This is a genomic window from Streptomyces sp. NBC_01003 (genome assembly GCF_045162695.1).
Taxonomy (GTDB): Bacteria; Actinomycetota; Actinomycetes; order Streptomycetales; family Streptomycetaceae; genus Streptomyces.
Window position 1 is genome coordinate 6,324,551 of the sequence record NZ_CP108707.1, and the last position, 20,052, is coordinate 6,344,602.

The 20,052-nt window shown below is 69.6% G+C and carries 18 protein-coding genes and 1 tRNA gene; 15 read left to right on the forward strand and 4 right to left on the reverse strand.

The window, feature by feature from the left end; all coding sequences use genetic code 11:
• Positions 1-88: 88 nt before the first annotated feature.
• The 8 genes from OG698_RS28900 (at position 89) to OG698_RS28935 (ending at position 7,605) form a co-directional block, all read left to right on the forward strand.
• Entirely contained in the window at positions 89-1,144 is a 1,056-nt protein-coding gene (locus OG698_RS28900; protein WP_266563860.1) for an ABC transporter ATP-binding protein, read from the forward strand.
• Positions 1,137-2,009, forward strand: a complete 873-nt coding sequence (locus tag OG698_RS28905; protein WP_406106445.1) for a 2-aminoethylphosphonate ABC transporter permease subunit — start codon at positions 1,137-1,139, stop codon at positions 2,007-2,009. Before OG698_RS28900 ends, OG698_RS28905 begins: the two co-directional genes overlap by 8 nt.
• Complete coding sequence (locus OG698_RS28910) at positions 1,996-2,793, forward strand: ABC transporter permease (protein ID WP_406106447.1); 798 nt, start codon at positions 1,996-1,998, stop codon at positions 2,791-2,793. The genes OG698_RS28905 and OG698_RS28910 overlap by 14 nt, the downstream gene beginning before the upstream one ends.
• Positions 2,794-2,831: 38 nt before the next feature.
• A complete protein-coding gene (locus OG698_RS28915; protein ID WP_406106448.1) occupies positions 2,832-3,893 on the forward strand; it encodes a 2-aminoethylphosphonate ABC transporter substrate-binding protein in 1,062 nt (353 codons plus the stop codon).
• Positions 3,894-4,032: 139 nt separating this feature from the next.
• The gene (locus tag OG698_RS28920) at positions 4,033-4,812 is read left to right on the forward strand and encodes an HAD-IIA family hydrolase (protein ID WP_406106449.1); all 780 of its coding nucleotides are present in this window, start codon (positions 4,033-4,035) and stop codon (positions 4,810-4,812) included.
• 98 nt (positions 4,813-4,910) lie between these two features.
• Positions 4,911-5,474: a hypothetical protein gene (locus OG698_RS28925; protein ID WP_406106450.1), complete on the forward strand. Its 564-nt coding sequence runs from the start codon at positions 4,911-4,913 to the stop codon at positions 5,472-5,474.
• 12 nt (positions 5,475-5,486) lie between these two features.
• Positions 5,487-6,173 (forward strand): class F sortase, encoded by a 687-nt coding sequence (locus OG698_RS28930; protein ID WP_406106451.1) that lies wholly within the window; start codon positions 5,487-5,489, stop codon positions 6,171-6,173.
• A 394-nt stretch (positions 6,174-6,567) separates the two neighbouring features.
• Entirely contained in the window at positions 6,568-7,605 is a 1,038-nt protein-coding gene (locus OG698_RS28935) for a glycoside hydrolase family 6 protein (RefSeq protein WP_406106453.1), read from the forward strand.
• 63 nt (positions 7,606-7,668) lie between these two features.
• On the opposite strand, the gene OG698_RS28940 is transcribed toward OG698_RS28935, so the two are convergent.
• The 4 genes from OG698_RS28940 to OG698_RS28955 all read right to left on the reverse strand — a co-directional run bounded on the left by OG698_RS28940 (position 7,669) and on the right by OG698_RS28955 (position 13,100).
• A complete protein-coding gene (locus tag OG698_RS28940; RefSeq protein ID WP_406106455.1) occupies positions 7,669-9,606 on the reverse strand; it encodes a galactose oxidase-like domain-containing protein in 1,938 nt (645 codons plus the stop codon).
• Positions 9,603-11,528, reverse strand: a complete 1,926-nt coding sequence (locus OG698_RS28945) for a glycosyltransferase family 2 protein (protein ID WP_406106457.1) — start codon at positions 11,526-11,528, stop codon at positions 9,603-9,605. The genes OG698_RS28940 and OG698_RS28945 overlap by 4 nt, the downstream gene beginning before the upstream one ends.
• A 510-nt stretch (positions 11,529-12,038) precedes the next feature.
• Positions 12,039-12,749, reverse strand: a complete 711-nt coding sequence (locus OG698_RS28950; RefSeq protein WP_406106458.1) for a FadR/GntR family transcriptional regulator — start codon at positions 12,747-12,749, stop codon at positions 12,039-12,041.
• 277 nt (positions 12,750-13,026) lie between these two features.
• A tRNA-Lys gene (locus tag OG698_RS28955) sits at positions 13,027-13,100 on the reverse strand.
• Positions 13,101-13,286: 186 nt separating this feature from the next.
• Between OG698_RS28955 and OG698_RS28960 the strand changes: the two genes are divergently transcribed.
• From OG698_RS28960 to OG698_RS28990, 7 genes are all read left to right on the forward strand, one after another.
• Positions 13,287-14,606, forward strand: a complete 1,320-nt coding sequence (locus tag OG698_RS28960; protein WP_406106460.1) for a peptidoglycan-binding protein — start codon at positions 13,287-13,289, stop codon at positions 14,604-14,606.
• Between the two features lie 156 nt (positions 14,607-14,762).
• Positions 14,763-16,007: an SPFH domain-containing protein gene (locus OG698_RS28965; protein ID WP_406106462.1), complete on the forward strand. Its 1,245-nt coding sequence runs from the start codon at positions 14,763-14,765 to the stop codon at positions 16,005-16,007.
• Between the two features lie 11 nt (positions 16,008-16,018).
• Positions 16,019-16,660, forward strand: a complete 642-nt coding sequence (locus OG698_RS28970) for a nucleoside/nucleotide kinase family protein (RefSeq protein WP_406106463.1) — start codon at positions 16,019-16,021, stop codon at positions 16,658-16,660.
• 80 nt (positions 16,661-16,740) lie between these two features.
• The gene (locus tag OG698_RS28975; protein ID WP_406106465.1) at positions 16,741-17,337 is read left to right on the forward strand and encodes a lytic polysaccharide monooxygenase; all 597 of its coding nucleotides are present in this window, start codon (positions 16,741-16,743) and stop codon (positions 17,335-17,337) included.
• A gap of 98 nt (positions 17,338-17,435) precedes the next feature.
• Positions 17,436-17,876 (forward strand): DUF3592 domain-containing protein, encoded by a 441-nt coding sequence (locus tag OG698_RS28980; RefSeq protein ID WP_399973613.1) that lies wholly within the window; start codon positions 17,436-17,438, stop codon positions 17,874-17,876.
• 12 nt (positions 17,877-17,888) lie between these two features.
• Positions 17,889-18,314 (forward strand): DUF3592 domain-containing protein, encoded by a 426-nt coding sequence (locus OG698_RS28985; protein WP_406106467.1) that lies wholly within the window; start codon positions 17,889-17,891, stop codon positions 18,312-18,314.
• A 52-nt stretch (positions 18,315-18,366) separates the two neighbouring features.
• Positions 18,367-20,034 carry a long-chain-fatty-acid--CoA ligase gene (locus OG698_RS28990; RefSeq protein WP_406106469.1) on the forward strand — a complete coding sequence of 556 codons (1,668 nt, stop codon included), beginning with the start codon at positions 18,367-18,369 and terminating at the stop codon, positions 20,032-20,034.
• Positions 20,035-20,052: the final 18 nt, after the last annotated feature.

The following is a 20,052-nucleotide window of genomic DNA, read 5'->3' on the forward strand; positions in this document are numbered from 1 at the left end:
GGTACGGGTCATCCGCCCCGAGGAGCGTGGCCGCCGTGAGAGAGAAGACCGACCCCATACCCGCCGTGCCCCTGGGAGCTGAGAGCTGATGGCCAGCGGCATCCGCTTCGACAAGGTGTCCGTCGCCTACGGCGCGAACACCGTCCTCCACTCCCTCGACCTGACGGTCGAGCCCGGCGAGGTCATGGCGCTGCTCGGCCCGTCGGGCTCCGGCAAGACGACGGCCCTGCGTGCCGTCGCCGGATTCGTGCGGCCCGCGTCGGGCCGCGTCCTGATCGGCGACCGCGACGTCACGGACCTGCCGCCCCACCGGCGCGGCATCGGCATGGTCGTCCAGCAGTACGCCCTGTTCCCGCACCTGCGCGTGGAGGACAACGTCGCCTTCGGCCTGAAGGCCCAGAAGGTCGCCAAGGCCGAGATCCCCGCCCGGGTCACCGAGGCCCTCGAGATGACCGGCATGGCGTCCTACGCGAAGCGCTACCCGCGCGAGCTGTCCGGCGGACAGCAGCAGCGGGTGGCCATCGCGCGGGCCCTCGCCATCCGGCCCGGGGTGCTCCTGCTCGACGAGCCGCTGTCCGCGCTCGACGCGCAGCTGCGCTCCGGCATGCTGGCCGAACTGGCCAGACTCCACCGCGAGCTGCCCGACGTGTCGATCCTCTACGTCACCCACGACCAGGTCGAGGCGCTCACCCTCGCCGACCGGATCGCGGTCATGGACAAGGCGCGGCTCCAGGACTGCGGGACGCCGCAGGAGCTGTACCGCAGGCCCCGCACCGAGTTCACCGCGTCCTTCGTGGGCAACGCCAACCTCCTTCCCGTACAGGTGGGTTCGGGGTCGGTGTCCTTCGCCGGCGCCCAGCTGAAGGTGCCCACCGGCGACGTCGCCTCCGGGGTGTCCGCCACGCTGTGCGTGCGCCCCCACCTCGTCGGACTCGGCGACGGGCCCAACGCCCTCACCGGCTCCGTGTCCGAGGTCCAGTGGCGCGGCTCCACCCACCGCCTGTACGTCGACGTGGACGGGCACCGGCTCAAGGCCGACCTGCGCGAACTGCGCACCCCGCCCGCGCTCGGCGACGAGGTCACCGTGCACTTCGCACCCGAGGACGCGGTGCTGCTCTCGGCCGGGGTGAGCAAGGATGGCTAGCGCCACGCTGAGCACGCCGGTGAGCAAGGCCACGAAGCCCCGCAGGGGGACGCCGAAGTGGGTGTGGGCGCTGCCGCCCGTCGCCGTACTCGCCCTCGTGTTCCTCTACCCGCTCGCCCTCGTCGTGCAGCAGTCCGTGCAGCCCGACACCGGCGGCACCTCCCTCAAGCCGTACGCCGACGTCTTCGCGTCGTCCGCGTTCCGGGAGGCACTCGGGACGACGGTGTGGCTGGCGGTCGGGGCGACCGTCGGATGCCTCGTGCTCGGGTTCGCGCTCGCGCTCGTCATCGCGTTCGTCCCGTTCCCCGGCGGGAAGGCCGTCGCCAAGTTCATCGACGTGTTCCTCTCCTTCCCGTCCTTCCTCATCACCCTCGCGCTGCTCTTCGTGTACGGCTCCGTGGGCATGGCCAACGGACTGTGGACGGACGTCACGGGCGCCGCCTCCGGGCCCTTCCAGTTCCTCACCACCCCGTGGGGCGTGCTCCTCGCCGAGATCACGTACTTCACACCGTTCGTGATGCGGCCCCTGCTCGCCGCGTTCTCGCAGATCGAGACGGCGCAGCTGGAGGTGGCGTCCTCCCTGGGCGCGAAGCCCGCCCGCATCGTGCGGCAGGTCATCCTGCCCGAGGCGCTGCCCGCGCTCGCCGCCGGCGGCAGCCTCGTCCTCGTCATGTGCCTCAACGAGTTCGGCATCGTGCTCTTCACCGGCGCCAAGGGCGTCACCACGCTCCCGATGCTCGTGTACAGCAAGGCGATCCTCGAGTCCGACTACCCGGGCGCGTGCGTGGTCGCCGTCGTCAACGTCCTGATCTCCGTGGGCCTCTACGGCCTCTACCGGGTGGTGAGCCGCCGTGCTGGTGCATAGCCGTAAGGGCAAGTGGGCCACCTGGGTCCTCTTCTTCGCCCTCTTCCTGCCTCTGTTCGCGCTGCCGCTGCTCGTCATCGTCGCCGCGTCGTTCGCCACGAACTGGTCGAGCGCGTTTCCGACCGGATTCACCGGTGGCCACTACCAGGCCGCCACCAGCGGCGCGTCCCTCCAGGCGCTGACCACCAGCCTGGTCACCGCCGTCAGCGCCAGCCTCCTCGCCCTCCTGATCGGCACCTGGGCCGCGCTCGCGGCCGCCGCGCTGAAGAAGGGCGGGCGCAGGGTCCTCGACGCCCTGTTCATGCTGCCGGTCGCCGTACCGTCCGTCGTGGTCGGCCTCGCCGTGCTCGTCGCGTTCTCCAAGCCGCCGATGGTGCTCAACGGCACCCGCTGGATCGTCATCCTGGCGCACACGATTCTTGTCACGGCGTTCGCCTATCAGTCGGTTTCGGCCGCGATCGTACGACTTGACCCCGCGTACGAACAGGCCGCAGCGTCACTCGGCGCCCGCCCCTCGTACGTCCTGTGGAAGGTCAAGCTGCCCCTCCTGCTGCCGTCGCTGAACGCGGCCGCGGGACTCTGCTTCGCCCTGTCCATGGGCGAGCTGAGCGCCACGATGATGCTCTACCCGCCCGACTGGATGCCGCTGCCCGTGCAGATCTACGCGATCACCGACCGCGGCTCCCTGTTCACCGGATCGGCGATCTCCGTGATCCTCATGGCGACGACGCTGCTCGTCCTGCTGCTCGTCTCGCGGATCCGCACCAAAGCCTCTTACCGCTGACCCCAATACCCACATCGCTGCAAGGAGTTCACCTCGCCATGCGCAGAAACATGCTCAAGCCGATCGCCGCCGTCACCGGAAGCCTCGCCCTCGCCGCCACCCTCTCCGCCTGCGGCGGCAACTCCGCCGCCTCCGACGAGAAGTCCGTCACCGTGTACAGCGCGGACGGCCTCAAGGGCGAGAACGGCGACGGCTGGTACGACCAGGTCTTCAAGGACTTCACGAAGAAGACCGGCATCAAGGTCGAGTACGTCGAGGGCGGCTCCGGCGAGATGGTGCAGCGCGCCGCCCGCGAGAAGTCGAACACCCAGGCCGACGTCATCGTGACGCTCCCGCCGTTCATCCAGCAGGCCGACGGCAAGGGCCTCCTGGAGAAGTACACGCCCCAGGGCGCCGACCAGGTCGACGGGGCCGACAAGGCCGCCGACGGCACCTGGACCTCCGTCGTCAACAACTACTTCGGCTTCATCTACAACAAGAAGGACCTGAAGACGGCGCCCACCACGTGGGACGAGCTGCTCGACGGCAAGTACAAGAACAAGCTCCAGTACTCCACGCCCGGCGTCGCCGGCGACGGCACCGCTGTTGTCGTCAAGGCCATGCACGACTTCGGCGGCAAGAAGCCCGCCATGGACTACCTGAAGAAGCTCCAGGCCAACAACGTCGGTCCGTCCGCCTCCACCGGCAAGCTCGCCCCCAAGGTCGACAAGGGTGAACTCCTCGTCGCCAACGGCGATGTGCAGATGAGCTTCGCGCAGTCCAAGACCATGCCGAACCTCGGCCTGTGGTTCCCGAAGAAGGCCGGCGGCAAGCCGACCTCGTTCGCCCTGCCCTACGCCGGCGGCCTCGTGAAGAACGCCCCGCACAGCGAGAACGGCAAGAAGCTCCTCGACTTCATGCTGTCCACCAAGGCGCAGCAGCAGGTCAGCTCCATCGGCGGCGGCTTCTCCGCGCGCAAGGACGTCAAGGCCACCGACGAGAACGCCATCGCCCTCTCCAAGGTGATGGACGGCGTCGAGATCTTCGAGCCCGACTGGAACGACATCGACAAGAACCTCCAGACGTACGTGGAGGACTGGAAGTCGGCGACCGGCAGCTGACCTGCCGCCGCTCACGCAGGCTCGACGGGGTCAAGATCAGCACGTCCTGATTAGGCTGGGGGCCGTCGGCACAGAGTGGTCCCGGCGCCCCAGCTATTTCTTGACCCCAGTGTTTTCTTGTATGGCAGGAGACCGGCACATGGCAGAGCGCAAGCCCATCGAATCGTGGCTCACCGACATGGACGGTGTGCTCATCCACGAGGGCGTGCCGATCCCCGGCGCCGATGCCTTCGTCAAGAAGCTCCGTGAGTCGGGCAAGCCCTTCCTGGTGCTGACGAACAACTCGATCTACACCGCCCGCGACCTCCAGGCCCGGCTGACCCGCATGGGCCTGGAGGTGCCGGTCGAGAACATCTGGACGTCGGCGCTGGCCACCGCCAAGTTCCTCGACGACCAGCGCCCCGGCGGCACGGCGTACGTCATCGGCGAGGCCGGCCTGACGACGGCGCTGCACGACATCGGGTACGTCCTCACCGACCACGACCCGGACTACGTGGTTCTCGGAGAAACGCGCACCTACTCGTTCGAGGCCATGACGAAGGCCGTCCGCCTGATCAACAACGGCGCCCGCTTCATCTGCACCAACCCGGACGAGACCGGCCCCTCCACCGAGGGCCCGCTGCCCGCCACCGGCGCCGTCGCCGCGCTGATCACCAAGGCGACCGGCAAGCAGCCCTACTTCGCCGGCAAGCCGAACCCGCTGATGATGCGCACCGGCCTGAACGCGATCGGAGCGCACTCGGAGAGCAGCGCCATGATCGGCGACCGCATGGACACCGACGTCCTCGCGGGCCTGGAGGCCGGGATGAAGACCTTCCTCGTCCTGACCGGGCTGACCGGCAGGGCCGACGTCGACCGTTATCCCTTCCGGCCTTCCGAGGTCGTCGATTCCATCGCTGACCTGGTCGAACTCGTCTGATTCCGCTCCCGGGGCGGCCTTTTCCGGCGGCCCCGGGATGCGGATCGGGCCTGCGCGCGTGACCCTTCCAATACAGGAGGTTCACAATGCGTAGAGAGATGTTCGCTCTCCGTGCCATAGGGGCGGCAGCCGTTCTGGTGACACTGCCCGTCGCCGCCGCCCACGCGGAGGGCGGGGAATCCGACGGATCCACCGGTTCCATAACCGTCACCCCGTACGCCCCCGCCCCGGGGACCCAGGTCGACCTCAGGGTCTCCGGTTGCAATGATTCCAAGGGCAAGGTCTACTCGGACGCCTTCGAGACGCCCGGCGACCTCGCCCGGTCCGCCGACCGGCCCGCCCTGACGACGCGGGCACGCATCCGCTCGTCAGCGACGCCCGGGGTCTACGAGGTCAAAGTCACCTGCGACGGCGCCGACGGCAAGGTCAGGGGCAGCGTCCAGGTCCTGCAGCCGGGCCGGCCCACACCGACCCCCACCGCGCCCGTGCACGCGGGCGGCGGCGGGACCGCGCAGCTCACCGCGGCCCACACCACCGAGATCGCCTACGGTGCGCGCGGGGAGGGCCCCAGCACCCGGCACGTGGTGATCGGCCTGGTGCTCGCGGCGGTCGCGGCTGTGGCCGTGGCCTTCCGCAGCGCCCGCCGGCGCCGCTCCGAGTGAGCGGGGCCGATCATGGCTGACGGCGAACGACCTCATGGCAACGGGCGGCTCGTGACCGGAGTGGCCTGGGCCGTACTGTTGCTCGGCCTGTGGGTGTGGGGCCGCGAAGTCACCGATTTCCACGGCCTGTCCGCGCCCACGACCGGCGACGCGGCGGCAGTGGGACGGCCGCTCGGCATCGAACTGCCGCCCGCGCACAAGCCGATGTCGATGTCCGGCGCGAAGCCGCAGAGCATCGACGTCTCCGCACTGAAGATCGAGGCGCCGGTGACGGTCAGCGGCCTCGACGGGGCCGGCGCGATAGACCCGCCGCCTTTCTCCGAGGCAGGCGTCGTCGGCTGGTACGGCGGCGGCGCGAAGCCGGGCGAGCGCGGCACGGCCCTGCTCGTCGGGCACGTCGACACGGACACCCGGCCCGCCGTTTTCTACCACCTCAGCTCGGCCAAGCCGGGCGACAAGGTGCGCGTAGGGCGGGACGACGGCTCCGTCGCCGAGTTCACCGTCGACGACGTGCAGGTCTTCAGCCGCGCGCGGTTCGACGCGAAAAAGGCGTACGGGCAGCGGCAGTCCGGCCGGGCCGAGCTGCGGCTGATCACGTGCGGCGGCTCCTTCGACCGGGCGTCGCACACCTATACCGCCAACGTGGTCGTGTCCGCGTACCTCACCGGAGTGACCAACGCGCCCGCGGCCGCGAGCTGACAACGACAACAACGACAACAACGCCGGCAGCGCTGACAACCTGGCCCGGCCGGCGACCCGCTCCCCCCGGGGGAGCCGCCGGCCGGGCTGGTCCTCGACCGCGCGCGCTCGGGCTGCGGGAGTAACCCGGCGTCGGCGCGGGAGGTCGGGAGAGAGACCTGCCCTCTCGGAGAGGTGGTGCCGGCGGGGGCTCGGGCCGCTCACGACGACTGTAGAGCGGATGGGCGACGTGGCCTAGAGGCTGTTTGATGCCAAGTCCGGATGCGCTCGCTCACCTGGTGAACACCGAACGCGGGGGCTGTAACAGGTATTTGACGAACCCTGTCCGCCCTCGTGGTCGCGGTGGCCCGTATGCCAGGATTGAGAGTCGTACAGGGCACCCAAGGGGGAGTGGATGTACCGCAAGGACGCAGGCCGCGTACGCGGTGTCGGCGCCTGGGGGGTGAGGGCGGGAGCGGCGGCCGTGGGGGCGGCGCTGCTGGTGTCCGGTTGTTCCTCCGGGGACGGCAAGGACAAGAACGGCTCACCGTCACCCGTGAAACAGCAGCCGAAGGGGTCCGACCCGTACTGGGTCAACCCGGACGGCAGCGCAGCCAAGCAGGTCGCCGCCTACGAGAAGTCCGGCAAGAAGGACGACGCCGAGCAGATCCGGAAGATAGCCGAGCAGCCGAGCGGCGAGTGGATCCTCCCGGAGAACGCGGAGGACCAGGCCCGGGGCTACACCGAGGCGGCCGACAAGGCGGACCGGGACGCCCTGCTCGTGCTCTACAACATCCCGCACCGCGACTGCGGCCAGTTCTCCAAGGGCGGCGCGGCCGACGGGAACCAGTACCGGGCGTTCATCGACAGTGTCGCCAAGGGCATCGGCGACCGGCACGCGACGGTGATCCTGGAGCCGGACGCCGTGCAGCACATGGTGGACAACTGCACGCCGGAGGAGTTCCACGAGGAGCGGTACGACCTCCTCAAGGGCGCCGTCGGCAAGCTCAAGTCCCTGAAGAACACGACGGTTTACCTCGACGCGGGGAACGCCGGCTGGGGCAAGCCGGACCAGATCTTCCAGCCGCTCCAGTGGTCCGGCATCGACCAGGCCGACGGCTTCTCGGTCAACGTGTCGAACTTCTACACCACCGAGGACTCCGTGAAGTACGGCAAGGAGCTCTCGGCGAAGGTCGGCAACAAGCCGTTCGTCATCGACACCAGCCGCAACGGGAACGGGCCCTACACGGGCGGCGATCCGGACCAGCGCTGGTGCAACCCGCCCGGCCGTGCGCTGGGCGAGGAGCCCGGCACCAAGACCGGCGACCCCCTGGTCAAGGCGTACCTGTGGGTCAAGCGGCCCGGCGAGTCGGACGGCGACTGCAAGGGCGGTCCGAAGGCGGGCGCCTGGTGGCCGGAGTACGCGATCGGGCTCGCCAAGGCCAGTAAGTAGGGCCGGCGGGAAAGCAGAAAGGGGGTGCGGGGCTTCGGCCCGCACCCCCTTACGTACGTTCCCCTACGGCACGTGCACCCACTGCGCCTTGCTGGGCGTGCCCTGATCGTCCGTCACGAACAGCATGTACCAGCCCGACTCGACCAGGCTGCTGTCATTGGGGACGGTCACCGTGACGCTGTCCTTCGACTTCTTCAGGTCGAGGGCGATCGACGTCTGGTCGACGTCCGTGACGTGCGTGGACGCGCTCGGCCTGATCAGCCGGGCCGTCCTGATCGCCGTCGCGTGGTCCGACCTGTACGTCGCCGTGCCGCCGCGCGCGACGGTCTTCGTGCCGCCGCTGAGCGTCGGCCGCGAGTCCTGGTAGAGATACGGCGGCGTGTAGATCTCGATGCGCTGCTCGAAGACGCCGGGCTTGGTGTTCGCCTTGTCGGCGTAGAGCGAGTCCGAGCCGAAGAACATCACGCGGCCGTCGGGCAGCAGGATCGAGCCCGAGTGGTAGTTGCGGCCGACGAGCGGGTCGGCGACGCGCTTGAACGTGTTGGTCTTCACGTCGTACAGCCGCGCCTGGTGAATGTTCGAGTCGCCTCGGCCGCGGTAGTCCTCCGAGCCGCCGGACACCAGGACCGTGTCGTCGGGGAGGGTGGAGGACTGCGGGTAGCGCGTGCCCTTCTCCAGCTCGGGGCCGTCGACGAACTTCGGGTCCTTGGCCTTCAGGTCGACGATCCGCGTCCTGCGGCTCGACTCCTTGGACTCGCCGACCCCGCCACCGCCGACCACCATGTAGCGCTGGTCCTGCGCGGGGGGCAGCTCGACCGTGCCGGCGGTCTCCATCAGCTTCGGGTCGCTCAGCCCGGGGATCTTCCGGAACTTGTTGGTCTCGAGGTCCCAGATGCCGGGCGTGCGGCCGACGTTGTCGGGCCCGTAGCCCGCGTTGGCGCCCGAGTAGAAGATCTTCCCGTTCTCCATCTGGAAGAGGGCCGGGTAGGTCGGGAACTGGCGGATCCCCTTGGTGTACGTCCACTTCCTGGTCTTCGGGTCGTACGTCTCGTTCTTGCCGGGGACGAGCTGGCCGATGTCGTCGAGCCCGGAGACCGAGAGGACCTTGCCGTCCGAGAGCGTGGTCAGCGTCGGGTACCAGCGCGCCTCGTTCATCGGGTCGACCTTGATGTACTTCTCGGCGACCGGGTCGAACTCGTAGCTGTCCCTGATCCCCTGGAAGTCCTTCTTGTCGAGGGCGAGCTTCTGCGCGATGCCGTAGACGTTGCGCGCGTCGGCGCCCTTGAGGCCCTGCACGCGGTAGTTGTCCTGCGTGCCCGTCTCGTACTTCGTGCCGCTCTTCTGCGCCTCGACGTAGACCCGGCGGATGCCCGGGTCGTTGCGCAGGAACTTGCCCGTATTGGGGTCGAAGACCTTCTTCGCCCGCTCGATGGTGATGTTCTCGCTGGTGACGAAGGTCTTGCCGTTCTCCTTGCCGGTGAATCTGGATCCCTTGGGGATCGTCTTCGGCTCGTCCGGGTCCTCGTTGTGGACGATCATCAGGCCGCCGGCCTTGGTGACGTCGCCCTTGAGCTTCTCGTAGCTCTTGGTGCCGCCCGCGATGAGCAGATTGCCGTTGGCCAGCTGGGTGTGGCCCGTGCAGAACAGGTCGGTGGGCGTGGGGATCTTCTTGATCGTCCCCTTCACCGGGTCCCACAGCCGGGTGTCGAACTTCTTCGCGTCGAAGTTGTCCTGGTTGTTCCCGGAGCCGGCCACGAGCAGGATCTTGCCCGTGTGCAGCAGGGCGGCGTGGATGGTGTTCTGCCGGTACTCCTCGGGGAACTCGACGATGTCCCACTTGCCGTTCTCGGCCTTGTACTCGGGCTTGTTGATCTTGTAGTCGTGGTACTTGGCCGACCCGAACCGGTAGAGCCACGGCCCGTTCATCCCGGCAAGCGCTAGCACCACCACCGAGCCGATGGCTATGCGTCGGGCACGGCGGCGGCTGGCACCGTCTTTCACTTGTTACGTCCCCCCAGGGAAATCTGCATGGTCTGGTCGTTGCCCCCGCCTGCGGCCCATGCGGGCTTCTGCTGCGGCACGCTGTGCGGCTGCGGATGCGGCGGCTCGGACGTCTCGGCGGCGGGCGGCTTCGGCTTCTTCCTGTCCTGGCGCAGCATGTACCGCCAGGCGAACATCGGCAGCGCCGTGATCAGCAGGGCGAAGCAGGCCCAAGTGATCATCGCCGGGTGCGAGTGCCCGTACACGAAGCCGGCGGCGATCGACCCGGCGAAGACGAGGATGAAGTACCAGTGGTACCGGAAGGTGCCGAACCACCGGTCGGGGCTGGCCGAGTCGCCCTTGGGCGTGACGACGAACTTGCTCTTGCGGCGCAGCACCGCGTCGAACAGGGCCTTCGCGTACAGCGGCGCGGACAGCGCGGACATCACCATGCCGGCCACACCGCCGGAGCCCTCGGGCTCGTGCGGCGAGACGTTGTGCCGGCGGTTCCAGATGTAGAGGCCGATCTGCAGCGCCGATGCGTTGCCGTACAGCATCAGCCAGATCGTCGGGTCGATGTTCACGCCGGACGCGCCGAGACCGAGGAACAGGGCGCAACTCAGCGCCGCCAGAATCCAGTTCATGGCGGACATCGGGTAGAAGATGATCATCATCGTGTAGTTGAAGAGCTTGCTCGGCGGGAGCGAGAAGAAGCCCTTCCAGTACTGCTTGAGGATGGTCTCGTACGTGCCACGCGACCAGCGCATCTGCTGCGTGAAGAAGTCCGTCCAGGCGCTCGGGCCCTCACCGACGGCGAGCACGTCCGGCGTGTACACGGACCGCCACTTCCTGCCGGTGGCCGGGTTCTTGGCGCGGTGGATCTCGAAACCGGTCGCCATGTCCTCGGTGATCGAGTCGTACAGACCGCCGATCTGCTTGAGGGTCTTGATACGGACCGCGTTCGACGTGCCGACGAACATCGGGGCGCCGTAGGCGTTGCCCGCGCGCTGGATCAGAGCGTGGAAGAGGAACTGCTGCGACTCGGCGGCCTTGGTGACGAAGTTGTCGTAGTTGCCGTACACCTGGGGGCCGATGACGAAGCCGACGTCCGGGTCGCGGAAGAAGCCGAGCATCCGCTCCAGGTAGTTGGGCAGCGGCACATGGTCGGTGTCGACGGAGGCGAAGTAGTCGTAGTCGTCGCCGTGCGCGTCCAGCCAGGCGTTGTAGTTGCCGTGCTTGGTCTTGGCGCGGTGCGGGCCCTTGGCCTGGTTCCACCGCGCGACGCCCTTGCGGGAGAAGTGGTGCACGCCGAGGCGCTCGCAGACCGCCTTCACCTCGGGGTCGTCGCCCTCGTCGAGGAGCCAGATGTGCAGCAGGCCCCGGTGGCGCAGCTTGACCGCCGCCTCCAGGGTCTTCGTGACCATCTCGATCGGCTCCTTGCCGGGCACGAACGAGGTCAGGAACGCGACTCTCGTGCCGGTCTCGGGCACCACCGGGATCGGGTCACGGGCGACGAGCGTGGCGTGCGCGTTCGACAGCACGTTCATGCAGCGGAAGAACTCGATCAGGCCGATCGACACCAGCATCACGACGTCGAGCGCGGGCAGGAAGTCGTACGCCGGGTAGTCCCGCTGTGTCCAGTGCTCGGGCTGGAGCAGCCAGAAGAGCAGCACGAGGGAGAGCAGCGGCGCGGCGCCCAGCATCAGCGCGGCCCGCAGCCGGTGCGGCTCCTGCGAGAGCAGCGAGCGGTACTGCACCTTGTACGGCTTGCCGGGTTCGGGCTGGGTCAGCGGGCCCGCGAGCCGGCTGTAGTGCTCGTAGTCGTAGCGCGGCAGTGTCTTCTTGATGCGCCGGAAGCCGCCGGTGCGATGCGGCGGCACGCGTAGCTGGGTGGTCTGGGACGGATCGAAGTTCTGCCGGGCGCCCGTCGGCGTCGACGTCATGAGTCATTCCCCCCGCACGCAAGTCACTGCGTGGTCGTCGGTCATCCGTCCGGTTCGGTCCCCCTCGACCTTGCCGGACGTGTCAGTGGCAGGCCACCATCCCCCGTCTAAGACTGAGACGACGACCTTCCGGTTGCATGATGCCCCCCTCGGCATCGCTTCATGAACGGGGCCCCCACCCCTGAATCGAGCGCAACCGGCGCCGGCCGAGTGCCGGCCCCAACTGCCGTGTACCGCCTGCCTCATCGGAGCCAATTGCTCCAGGACAGGGTTCTACGCACCTCATCATGATCGCAAGGGCGATACGAAGCGAAACAAGCTGTTTACCGGTCATACGCGAGATTTGGTGCGCCTGTTGGGGCGGATGGGGCGCGCCGACGTTGCCCACGGGGCGCGCGCCGGGGGCTCAGGTGTTACGCATCGGGCGCGCGCCGGAGCGTTCGCCGGGGGTGCCCGCGGGGCTGCTTGCCGGGGTGCTCAGGTGTTGCTCGCCGGGGGTGCCCGGGGTGCTCAGGTGTTGCTCGCGGGGCGGTCGCCGCGGGTGTCCGCCGGGGTGCTCAGCCGGGCGCGGATGTCGCCGAAGTGCTCCCTTATGGCGCGCTCCGCCCGCAGCGGGTCGCCGGAGCGCACCGCGTCGACGATCTCGCGGTGCTGGAGTCCGGTGACCTTCGGGTCGTGCGGGATGGCGACGAGGTCGGTGCGCACGCGGTGGAAGGCGTCCCAGAACGCCTCCATGACCTCGCCGAGCAGCGGGTTCCCGAGGCCGCGGTAGAGCGTTGCGTGGAAGGCGCGGTCGGTGCCCGGGCTCACGGCGCCGTCGGCTGCGGCCTCGGTGTCCATGCGGTCGACGAGGGCGTCCAGTTCGGCGAGGTCGGTGTCGGGGACGCGGCCGGCGAGGCGCGCGATGAGGCCGGTCTCGACGGCCTCGCGCAGTTCGAGGAGCTGGAGCAGGCTGTCCTCGCCGCGGTAGTGCCCGGCGACGGTGCGGAAGGTGAGCCCCTCGATCATGGGGGCCATGGACATCGGCCCGACGTACGTGCCGAAGCCGTGCCGGATCTCCACGATGCCCATCGCCTGGAGAGCCTTGAGCGCCTCGCGCACGGAGTTCCGGCTGACGCCGAGGAGCTCCATCAACTCGGGCTCGGTGGGCAGGGAGGCACCGGAGGGAAGCCGCCGGTCGATGATGAGCTTTTTGATCCGCTCCTGGAGGTCGCGCGCCATGGCCCCACGTTATCGGCAGGAACGGCGTCCGTACGCCCCCCGAACAGCAGAAAGACTCCCGCTTACGCGGAGGGTCCGGCAATGAGTGAATGCCCCCCCACTCGCGTGGAGGGCATTCGCTGTGTCTGTGCGCCGTCGGGGACTCGAACCCCGGACCCGCTGATGCTGTGTCTTCTCGGGGGGTGCCCCCCGGACCCCCAGCCGCCTTCGCTGAGTCGGGGCGGGCCGGTAAATAGCGAATGCCCCCCACTCGCGTGGAGGGCATTCACCGTGTCTGTGCGCCGCCAGGGACTCGAACCCCGGACCCGCTGATTAAGAGTCAGCTGCTCTAACCAACTGAGCTAGCGGCGCCTGCTGACCTGGAGAACTCTACCCGAATCCCTGAGGTGCTCCGGACCACCACGCCCGTCCCTATCACCCCATTTGTCCGTTAAGTGCATCATTTGGATCGTCAACATGCGATATCACCGGAGAGTTGAGAGGCTTCCGTTTGTACTGATAGTTGGACATTTCATTCTGGAGTGTGAGGGGAATCGCATGGAAGCTCCGGTGTTCGAGGAATTCGATCCTGTGAGCGACTGTGACTGCCCGGGGTGCCTTCACTGGCGGCGTGCCGCCGGGAGCTCCGCGTCGTCGCTGACGATCGGGCTCGGCGGCCACCCCGCCGCCCACGGCGCCCGGCGCGCCCTCGTCCTCGCCGCCGCGGCCGGCACGGTCATCGGCGGCGCGCACACGGTGCCCGCCGTCGCGGCCGCCCACGGACCGGCCAGGCCGGGGCTGCCGTCCTCGGACGAGCCCCCGACCCCGCAGGGCGGTACGGGCCCGCTGCACGGACCGGCGGGCAGCCCGGCCGCGCCTCCGGGGCAGGTGACCGGACTGCCGGCCACGACCCGCGCGGCGATCATCAACCGGGCCAAGCTCTGGATCACCGCCAAGGTGCCGTACAGCATGGTCAAGTTCTGGAGCGACGGCTACCGGCAGGACTGCTCCGGCTTCGTCTCCATGGTGTGGAAGCTCGGCAGCAACGAATGGACCGGGAGTCTCAACAAATTCGGGACGCGCATCACGCGCGAGCAGCTCCAGCCCGGTGACATGCTGCTCTTCCATAATCCGTCGGACCCTCAGAAGGGCTCGCACGTCGTCATCTTCGGCGGCTGGACCGACTACACGCACACCTACTACATCGCGTACGAGCAGACGCCGCCCCGCACCCGCAAGCAGTCCACGCCCTATGCCTACTGGAGCAACTCGTCCCGCTATGTGCCCTATCGCTACAAGGGGCTGAAGCAGGAGAAGATCGCGGTCGGCGGTTCGGCGTCGACGGAGTTCCCGGGCCTCAAGTCGTTCGGTCCCGGGACGGACAGCGCGAACGTCACGCGGCTCGGGAAGATGCTTGTCGACCGGGGCGGCAGCCGGTTCTACAGGACCGGGCCCGGGCCGCGCTGGGGTGAGGCCGACCGGCTCGCCACGCAGGCGTTCCAGCGCGCGCAGGGCTGGACCGGCACGGAAGCCGACGGCCTGCCCGGCCCCAAGACCTGGGCCTATCTCGTCGGCGGCAAGGGCAAGGACATCCCGCCCACCACCGGCGCTTCCGGCCTCGGCTCCGCCCCGTCCAAGGTGCCGCACTATCCCGGGCGCGGCATGTTCCGGCCGGGCGCGAGCAACGCATACGTCACCCAGCTCGGCAGGCAACTCGTGAAGAAGGGGTTCGGCAAGAACTACACGAAGGGCCCGGGGCCCCGCTGGGGCGAGGGCGACCGGCGGGGCGTCGAGGCGTTCCAGCGGTCCCAGGGCTGGCGCGGCGGCGCGGCCGACGGCTACCCGGGGCCCGAGACCTGGCGACGGCTCTTCTCGTGATCGCCCACCGGCCGGCCGCCGGCGGGGCGTGAGGCACCGCCGGCCGCACGCGGCCCCGGGGGTGCGCGGCGACTCGCCTCGCCGCATGCCCCGAACCCTCCGGCCCCGCCAGGCCGGAGGTCATCGCGGATGTACGGATCCAGCACGGAGGCAAGGATGAGTACGACGACGGAGCGGCCGGAGGGGCCCGAGCTGCCCGCGGAGGCCGACGGCGGCGATGCGCGGGACGGTCACGGGGTGCCCGAGGGCTTCCCCGCCGCGGGTTTCGACGAGCCGGGGACCGAGACGTCCGGCGGCCACCCCACCCGGCTGATCCACAGCGAGTCCACCACGGAGATCCCGGTCCATCTGCTCTACCGGGACGGGTCCGAGGCCGTCTCGGTGCCGCTGCCGCCGGCCATTGTCGCGCGCAGGCAGAGCAGCGGCAAGGAGCCGCGCGTACCGCGCCGGATGCCGCCGCGACCGCCCTCGCGCCCGGAGCCGGTCGTCGACCCGGAGCTCGTCGAGCGCCCCGGACGCACGCTGCCCGGATCGCTCGGAGTCCTCGGCGGCCTGGTGGGCGCGGCGGGCGGCGGAGTGTCGCTGTGGTGGGGCGGGGTGCTGCCGCACATCACGGCGCTGCCCGCTCCCGCGGGCGCGCCGCCCGGGCCCGTCCAGTGGGCGGCGGTCGCGGGCTTCGCTCTCGCCCTGTTCGGGTTCGGCGGTCTCGCGCGCGGCCAGACCGGCACGGCGTGGGTGCTCACCCTCTTCGGCCGCTACCGCGGAACCGTCCGCCGCACCGGCCTGATGTGGGTGAACCCCCTGCTCCAGTGCCGTCGTACCGACGTACGCCTGCGGCACTGGCGCAGTGAGGCGATGTCCGCGGTCGACGCGAACGGGGTCGCCCTGCGCGTCGTCGTCCTCGTCGTGTGGCGCATCAAGGACGCCGCGCGCGCCGCGCTCGCCGTCGAGAACCACCAGGAGTATCTGCGCGAGTGCGTGGAGGCGGCGATGGCACGGGTGCTCTCGCAGTTCCCTGTCGACGCTCCCCCGGCCAACGCCGGGGGGACCCCCATCCACCAGGACGCCCCGACCCTGCGCAACGCCGAGGCCGTCGGCGACGCGCTCACCCGGCAGCTCGCCGCAGACGCGGCGCCCGTCGGCATCGAGGTGTTCTCGGCGCAGCCGACCAGGATCGAATACGCGCCCGAGGTCGCCGCCGCGATGCAGCGCCGCCGGATCGCGGCGCTCGACGCGCAGCACCGCGACAGCGTGCTCACGTCCGTGGTCGACTCCGTCGAGGACACGGTGACGCGGCTGACGACGCGCGGTCTGGTCGAGTTGGACGACTACGAACGCAAGGCGCTGGTCAAGGATCTGACGGTGGCCTTCTACACCGGCCGGGGCGGCGACGGGTCGTAGAGTCCCCGCCCATGGGGATCTCGAGACTGACGGCCGAAGCCTGGAAGCTCACCGCGTCGGGCCCGCGTGTCCTGCTGGGGATCGCGGGCCCGCCCGGCGCCGGGAAGTCCACGCTCGCGCGGGCCCTCGTGGAGCGGATCGGCGAGCAGGCCGCGTATTTGCCGCTCGACGGATTCCATCTGGCCAACGCCCAGTTGGAGCGCCTCGGGCTGACCGACCGCAAGGGCTCCGAGCCGAGCTTCGACGTGCGGGGGTACGTGGCGCTGCTGCGCCGGGTCCTCGACGACACCGCCGCGGACATCTACGTACCCGATTACGACCGCACGCTGCACGAGCCCGTCGCGGCGCGGCACGTGGTGTCGCCGGCGGCGCGGCTCGTCGTGACCGAGGGGAACTATCTGGCGTGCGACCTGCCGGGCTGGCGGGAGGCGCGGGAGCTGATGGCGCGGTGCTGGTATGTCGAGGCTCCGCCAAGAGTGCGTCAAGTGCGGCTTGTGGAGCGGCAGTTGGCGGGCGGGCGGGGCGCGGAGGGGGCCCACGCGTGGGTGGCCGGAAATGACACGCCGAACGGGGAGCTGGTCGAGACCTCCCGGGGGAGATGCGACAGGATCCTCTCCACTATTGGTATGGACATGTTCAACTCCCGGCAATAATCTGGGGTCTGGTCTAGACCTGATCTAGCGCTGTGCGCACGGCTCACCGGAACTCCCCCACGTTCTCCAGGAGCGGCAGCATGCGAAAGAAGATGTACGCGGCCCTGCTCGGCCTCACCACCGCCGGGGCCTTCGTGCTCTCGTCGGGCGGCGCGAGCAGCCACGGCTACACCGACCTCCCCATCAGCCGGCAGAAACTCTGCGCCGACGGCACCGTCACCGGATGCGGCAACATCCAGTGGGAGCCGCAGAGCGTCGAGGGCCCCAAGGGCTTCCCTGCCGCAGGCCCCGCCGACGGGACGATCTGCTCCGCCAACCACGGAGAGTTCGGCGCCCTCAACGGCGCGAAGGCCCCCAATGGCACCGCCTGGCCGACGACCAAGGTCACCGCGGGGGCAAGTCAGACCTTCCGCTGGCAGTTCACCGCGCGGCACTCCACCACGGACTTCCGCTACTACATCACCAAGAACGGCTGGGACGACAGCAAGCCGCTGACCAGGGCCGACCTGGACACCGCGCCGTTCCTGACCGTGCCGTTCAGCGGGCAGCCCCCGGCCACGCTCTCGCACACCGGCACCCTGCCCTCCGGCAAGAGCGGCCACCACGTGGTCCTCGCGGTGTGGACGATCGCGGACACGGCCAACGCGTTCTACGCGTGCTCGGACGTTCAGTTCTGAGCCTGTCTTGAGGCTCCCGGGACCCTCGCGCGGGTACGTTCCGTGCACGCCGTTCCGACCGGGGCGGCGTGCACGGAACGTGGTATCGGGGGATGGCCATGCAGGTGTTGTTCTTGATCGTGCCCGTGTTCATCGCGTCGGTGGCGATCTTCATGGCGGTCGCGCTGACGCGCCGCTCGATGCAGATCAGAAGGGCATGGGCGAGCGGCCTGACCGCAGAGGCCCGCTGCCTGCGCGCGTTCACCTCGACGAGGCGTGACGACGACGGCTTCCGGAGCACCACACAGCACCACGTCTACGAGTTCACGGCCGGTGACGGACGCCCCGTCAGATTCGAGGAGGCCAACGGACCCGCGACCACCGTGCAGGGCGATGTCGTGATGGTGTACTACACCGCCGACCGCCCCGACCGTGCCACGGCGCAGGCACCGGCCCCGGTGCGAGCCGCGGCGGGCATGGTGTTCCTGCTGGGCTTCCTCGGTCTCGTCGTCGCCTTCTGCGTATTCTTCGTGGTCGTCGCCGCCGAGATGCCCTTCTGACCCGAGGCCCCCATGGATGCCGTCTTCCACATACTCTTCCCGGTCCTGATCCTCGTCCTGATCTGGGCCGGCTACGCGATCGTCCGCAGGAGCAACGAGCGCCAGGCCGCCTGGCAGAGTGGGCTGACCGCGCGGGCGCGGGTCGTCCGGGCCTATGTGACGGTCCAGGTGGTCAACAACATCGCCCGGCGGATCCAGTGGCACGAGTACGACTTCACCACCGCCGACCGGCGCGCGATCCGGTTCAAGGAGTCCGGTGGGCCGCCGAGCCGGGCCGTCGGTGACGAGGCGGTCGTCTACTACACGGTCCAGCAGCCCGACAAGGCCACCGCGTCGGAGCCGAGTCCCGGCAAGGACGCGTTCGGCATGATCTTCGGCCTCGTCGTCATCGTCGTGACCATCGGCATACTCATCAACGTCATGGCCCAGTACGGCTGATCCGCCGCCGAGGTCTCCACTTCTGACGATGCGTCAATTATGGTGCCCGGTCATGGGTCCCATGAGGCGTACCGTCGCGGAACTCGTACAGGAGCGTTGGGGTGACCACCGCCCCGGACTGTGGTGCGGGGACCAGGTCCTCAGTCATCACGAGGTGGCTGCGGGCGCCGCCGCCCGGGCCGCGCTCCTCGCCGACCTGCTGCCCAGGGGAGCGGAGCCGCACATCGGCGTACTCCTCGACAACACCCCGGAGTTCCCGCTCTGGCTGAGTGCCGCGGCCCTCGCGGGCGCAGCCGTCGCCGGCGTCAACCCGACTCGGCGCGGCCCCGAACTCGCCCGCGACATCCTCCACACCGACTGTCGCGTCCTCGTCACCGAGCGGTCTCATCTGCCACTGCTCGACGGGCTCCGACTCCCGGGCGTACGCATCCTGGTGACGGACTCCGACGCCTACGGTGAACTGCTCGCGCCGTACGAGGGAGCCAAGCCCGACCCTGTGCGCGCCACACCCGAAACCCGCATGCTGCTCTACTTCACCTCCGGCTCCACGGGCGCGCCCAAGGCCGCGATCTGCTCGCAGGGGCGCCTTGCGGCGGCCGGACAGTCGCTCGTCGGCCAGTTCGGCGTGCGCCGCGACGACGTCCACTACATCTGCATGCCGCTGTTCCACGGCAACGCGGTGATCGCCGACTGGGCGCCGGCCGTCGCGGCGGGCGCGGGCGTGGCGCTGCGGCGCCGGTTCTCGGCGTCCCGCTTCCTGGGCGACGTACGGGCGTACGGGGCCACGTACTTCACGTATGTCGGGCGGGCCGTGCAGTACATCCTGGCCACCGACGAGCGGCCCGACGACCGGGACAACCCGCTGCGGATGGGCTTCGGCACGGAGGCGGGGGCGGTGGACGCGGCGCGGTTCGCCGAGCGGTTCGGGGCGCGGCTGGTGGAGGGGTACGGGTCGTCCGAGGGCGGCGCCGCCATCCAGCGCTCGGCGGGGACGCCGGCCGGGGCGATAGGGCGGGCGACACCGGGGGACGACCTGGCCGTCGTCGACGCGGCCACCCGTCGGGAGTGCCCGCCCGCGGAGTTCGACGCGGACGGCCGTCTCCTCAACGGGGCGGCCGCGATAGGGGAGTTGGTCAACCGGGGCCGCACGCCCTTCGAGGGGTACTGGCGCAACGAGGACGCGCACGCACAGCGCGTACGGGACGGCTGGTACTGGACGGGGGACCTCTTCTACCGCGACCGCGAGGGGTTCCTGTACTTCGCGGGCCGCACCGACGACCGGCTCCGGGTCGACAGCGAGAACCTGGCGCCCGCGATGATCGAGAACATCCTCGCCCGGTACGAACACGCTGCCGCGGTCGCCGTGTACGGCGTGCCCGACCCGGTGGCCGGCGACCAGGTGATGGCGACGCTCGCCCTGCGCGGGACCGACCCGGCCGAACCCTTCGACCCGCTCGGCTTCGCCGAATTCCTGCTCTACCAGGCTGACTTGGGGACGAAGATGGCGCCTCGCTTCGTCCGGATCGTGGGGCGGATGCCGGTCACCGCGACGAACAAGGTGCACCGGGTGGGGCTGCGCCGCGAGGGGTTCCGGTGCGCGGACCCCGTGTGGTGGCGGCCGCCGGGGGAGAGCGGGTACCGGAGCCTCACCGATGCCGACGTCACGGCGCTCTCGGAGGAGTACGCGGCACACGGGAGATCGGAGCTCCTGGACCGGTGAGGCGTGTGCGCCTCGGCG

Bases quoted from the DNA above. Each gene is read 5' to 3' on its own strand.
- OG698_RS28900 (WP_266563860.1), top strand. From the start codon at position 89: ATGGCCAGCGGCATCCGCTTCGACAAGGTGTCCGTCGCCTACGGCGCG.
- OG698_RS28915 (WP_406106448.1), top strand. From the start codon at position 2,832: ATGCGCAGAAACATGCTCAAGCCGATCGCCGCCGTCACCGGAAGCCTC.
- OG698_RS28945 (WP_406106457.1), bottom strand. From the start codon at position 11,528: ATGACGTCGACGCCGACGGGCGCCCGGCAGAACTTCGATCCGTCCCAG.
- OG698_RS28970 (WP_406106463.1), top strand. From the start codon at position 16,019: ATGGGGATCTCGAGACTGACGGCCGAAGCCTGGAAGCTCACCGCGTCG.
- OG698_RS28935 (WP_406106453.1), top strand. From the start codon at position 6,568: ATGTACCGCAAGGACGCAGGCCGCGTACGCGGTGTCGGCGCCTGGGGG.
- OG698_RS28990 (WP_406106469.1), top strand. From the start codon at position 18,367: ATGGGTCCCATGAGGCGTACCGTCGCGGAACTCGTACAGGAGCGTTGG.
- OG698_RS28965 (WP_406106462.1), top strand. From the start codon at position 14,763: ATGAGTACGACGACGGAGCGGCCGGAGGGGCCCGAGCTGCCCGCGGAG.
- OG698_RS28960 (WP_406106460.1), top strand. From the start codon at position 13,287: ATGGAAGCTCCGGTGTTCGAGGAATTCGATCCTGTGAGCGACTGTGAC.
- OG698_RS28905 (WP_406106445.1), top strand. From the start codon at position 1,137: ATGGCTAGCGCCACGCTGAGCACGCCGGTGAGCAAGGCCACGAAGCCC.
- OG698_RS28980 (WP_399973613.1), top strand. From the start codon at position 17,436: ATGCAGGTGTTGTTCTTGATCGTGCCCGTGTTCATCGCGTCGGTGGCG.
- OG698_RS28950 (WP_406106458.1), bottom strand. From the start codon at position 12,749: ATGGCGCGCGACCTCCAGGAGCGGATCAAAAAGCTCATCATCGACCGG.
- OG698_RS28975 (WP_406106465.1), top strand. From the start codon at position 16,741: ATGCGAAAGAAGATGTACGCGGCCCTGCTCGGCCTCACCACCGCCGGG.
- OG698_RS28930 (WP_406106451.1), top strand. From the start codon at position 5,487: ATGGCTGACGGCGAACGACCTCATGGCAACGGGCGGCTCGTGACCGGA.
- OG698_RS28985 (WP_406106467.1), top strand. From the start codon at position 17,889: ATGGATGCCGTCTTCCACATACTCTTCCCGGTCCTGATCCTCGTCCTG.
- OG698_RS28920 (WP_406106449.1), top strand. From the start codon at position 4,033: ATGGCAGAGCGCAAGCCCATCGAATCGTGGCTCACCGACATGGACGGT.
- OG698_RS28925 (WP_406106450.1), top strand. From the start codon at position 4,911: ATGTTCGCTCTCCGTGCCATAGGGGCGGCAGCCGTTCTGGTGACACTG.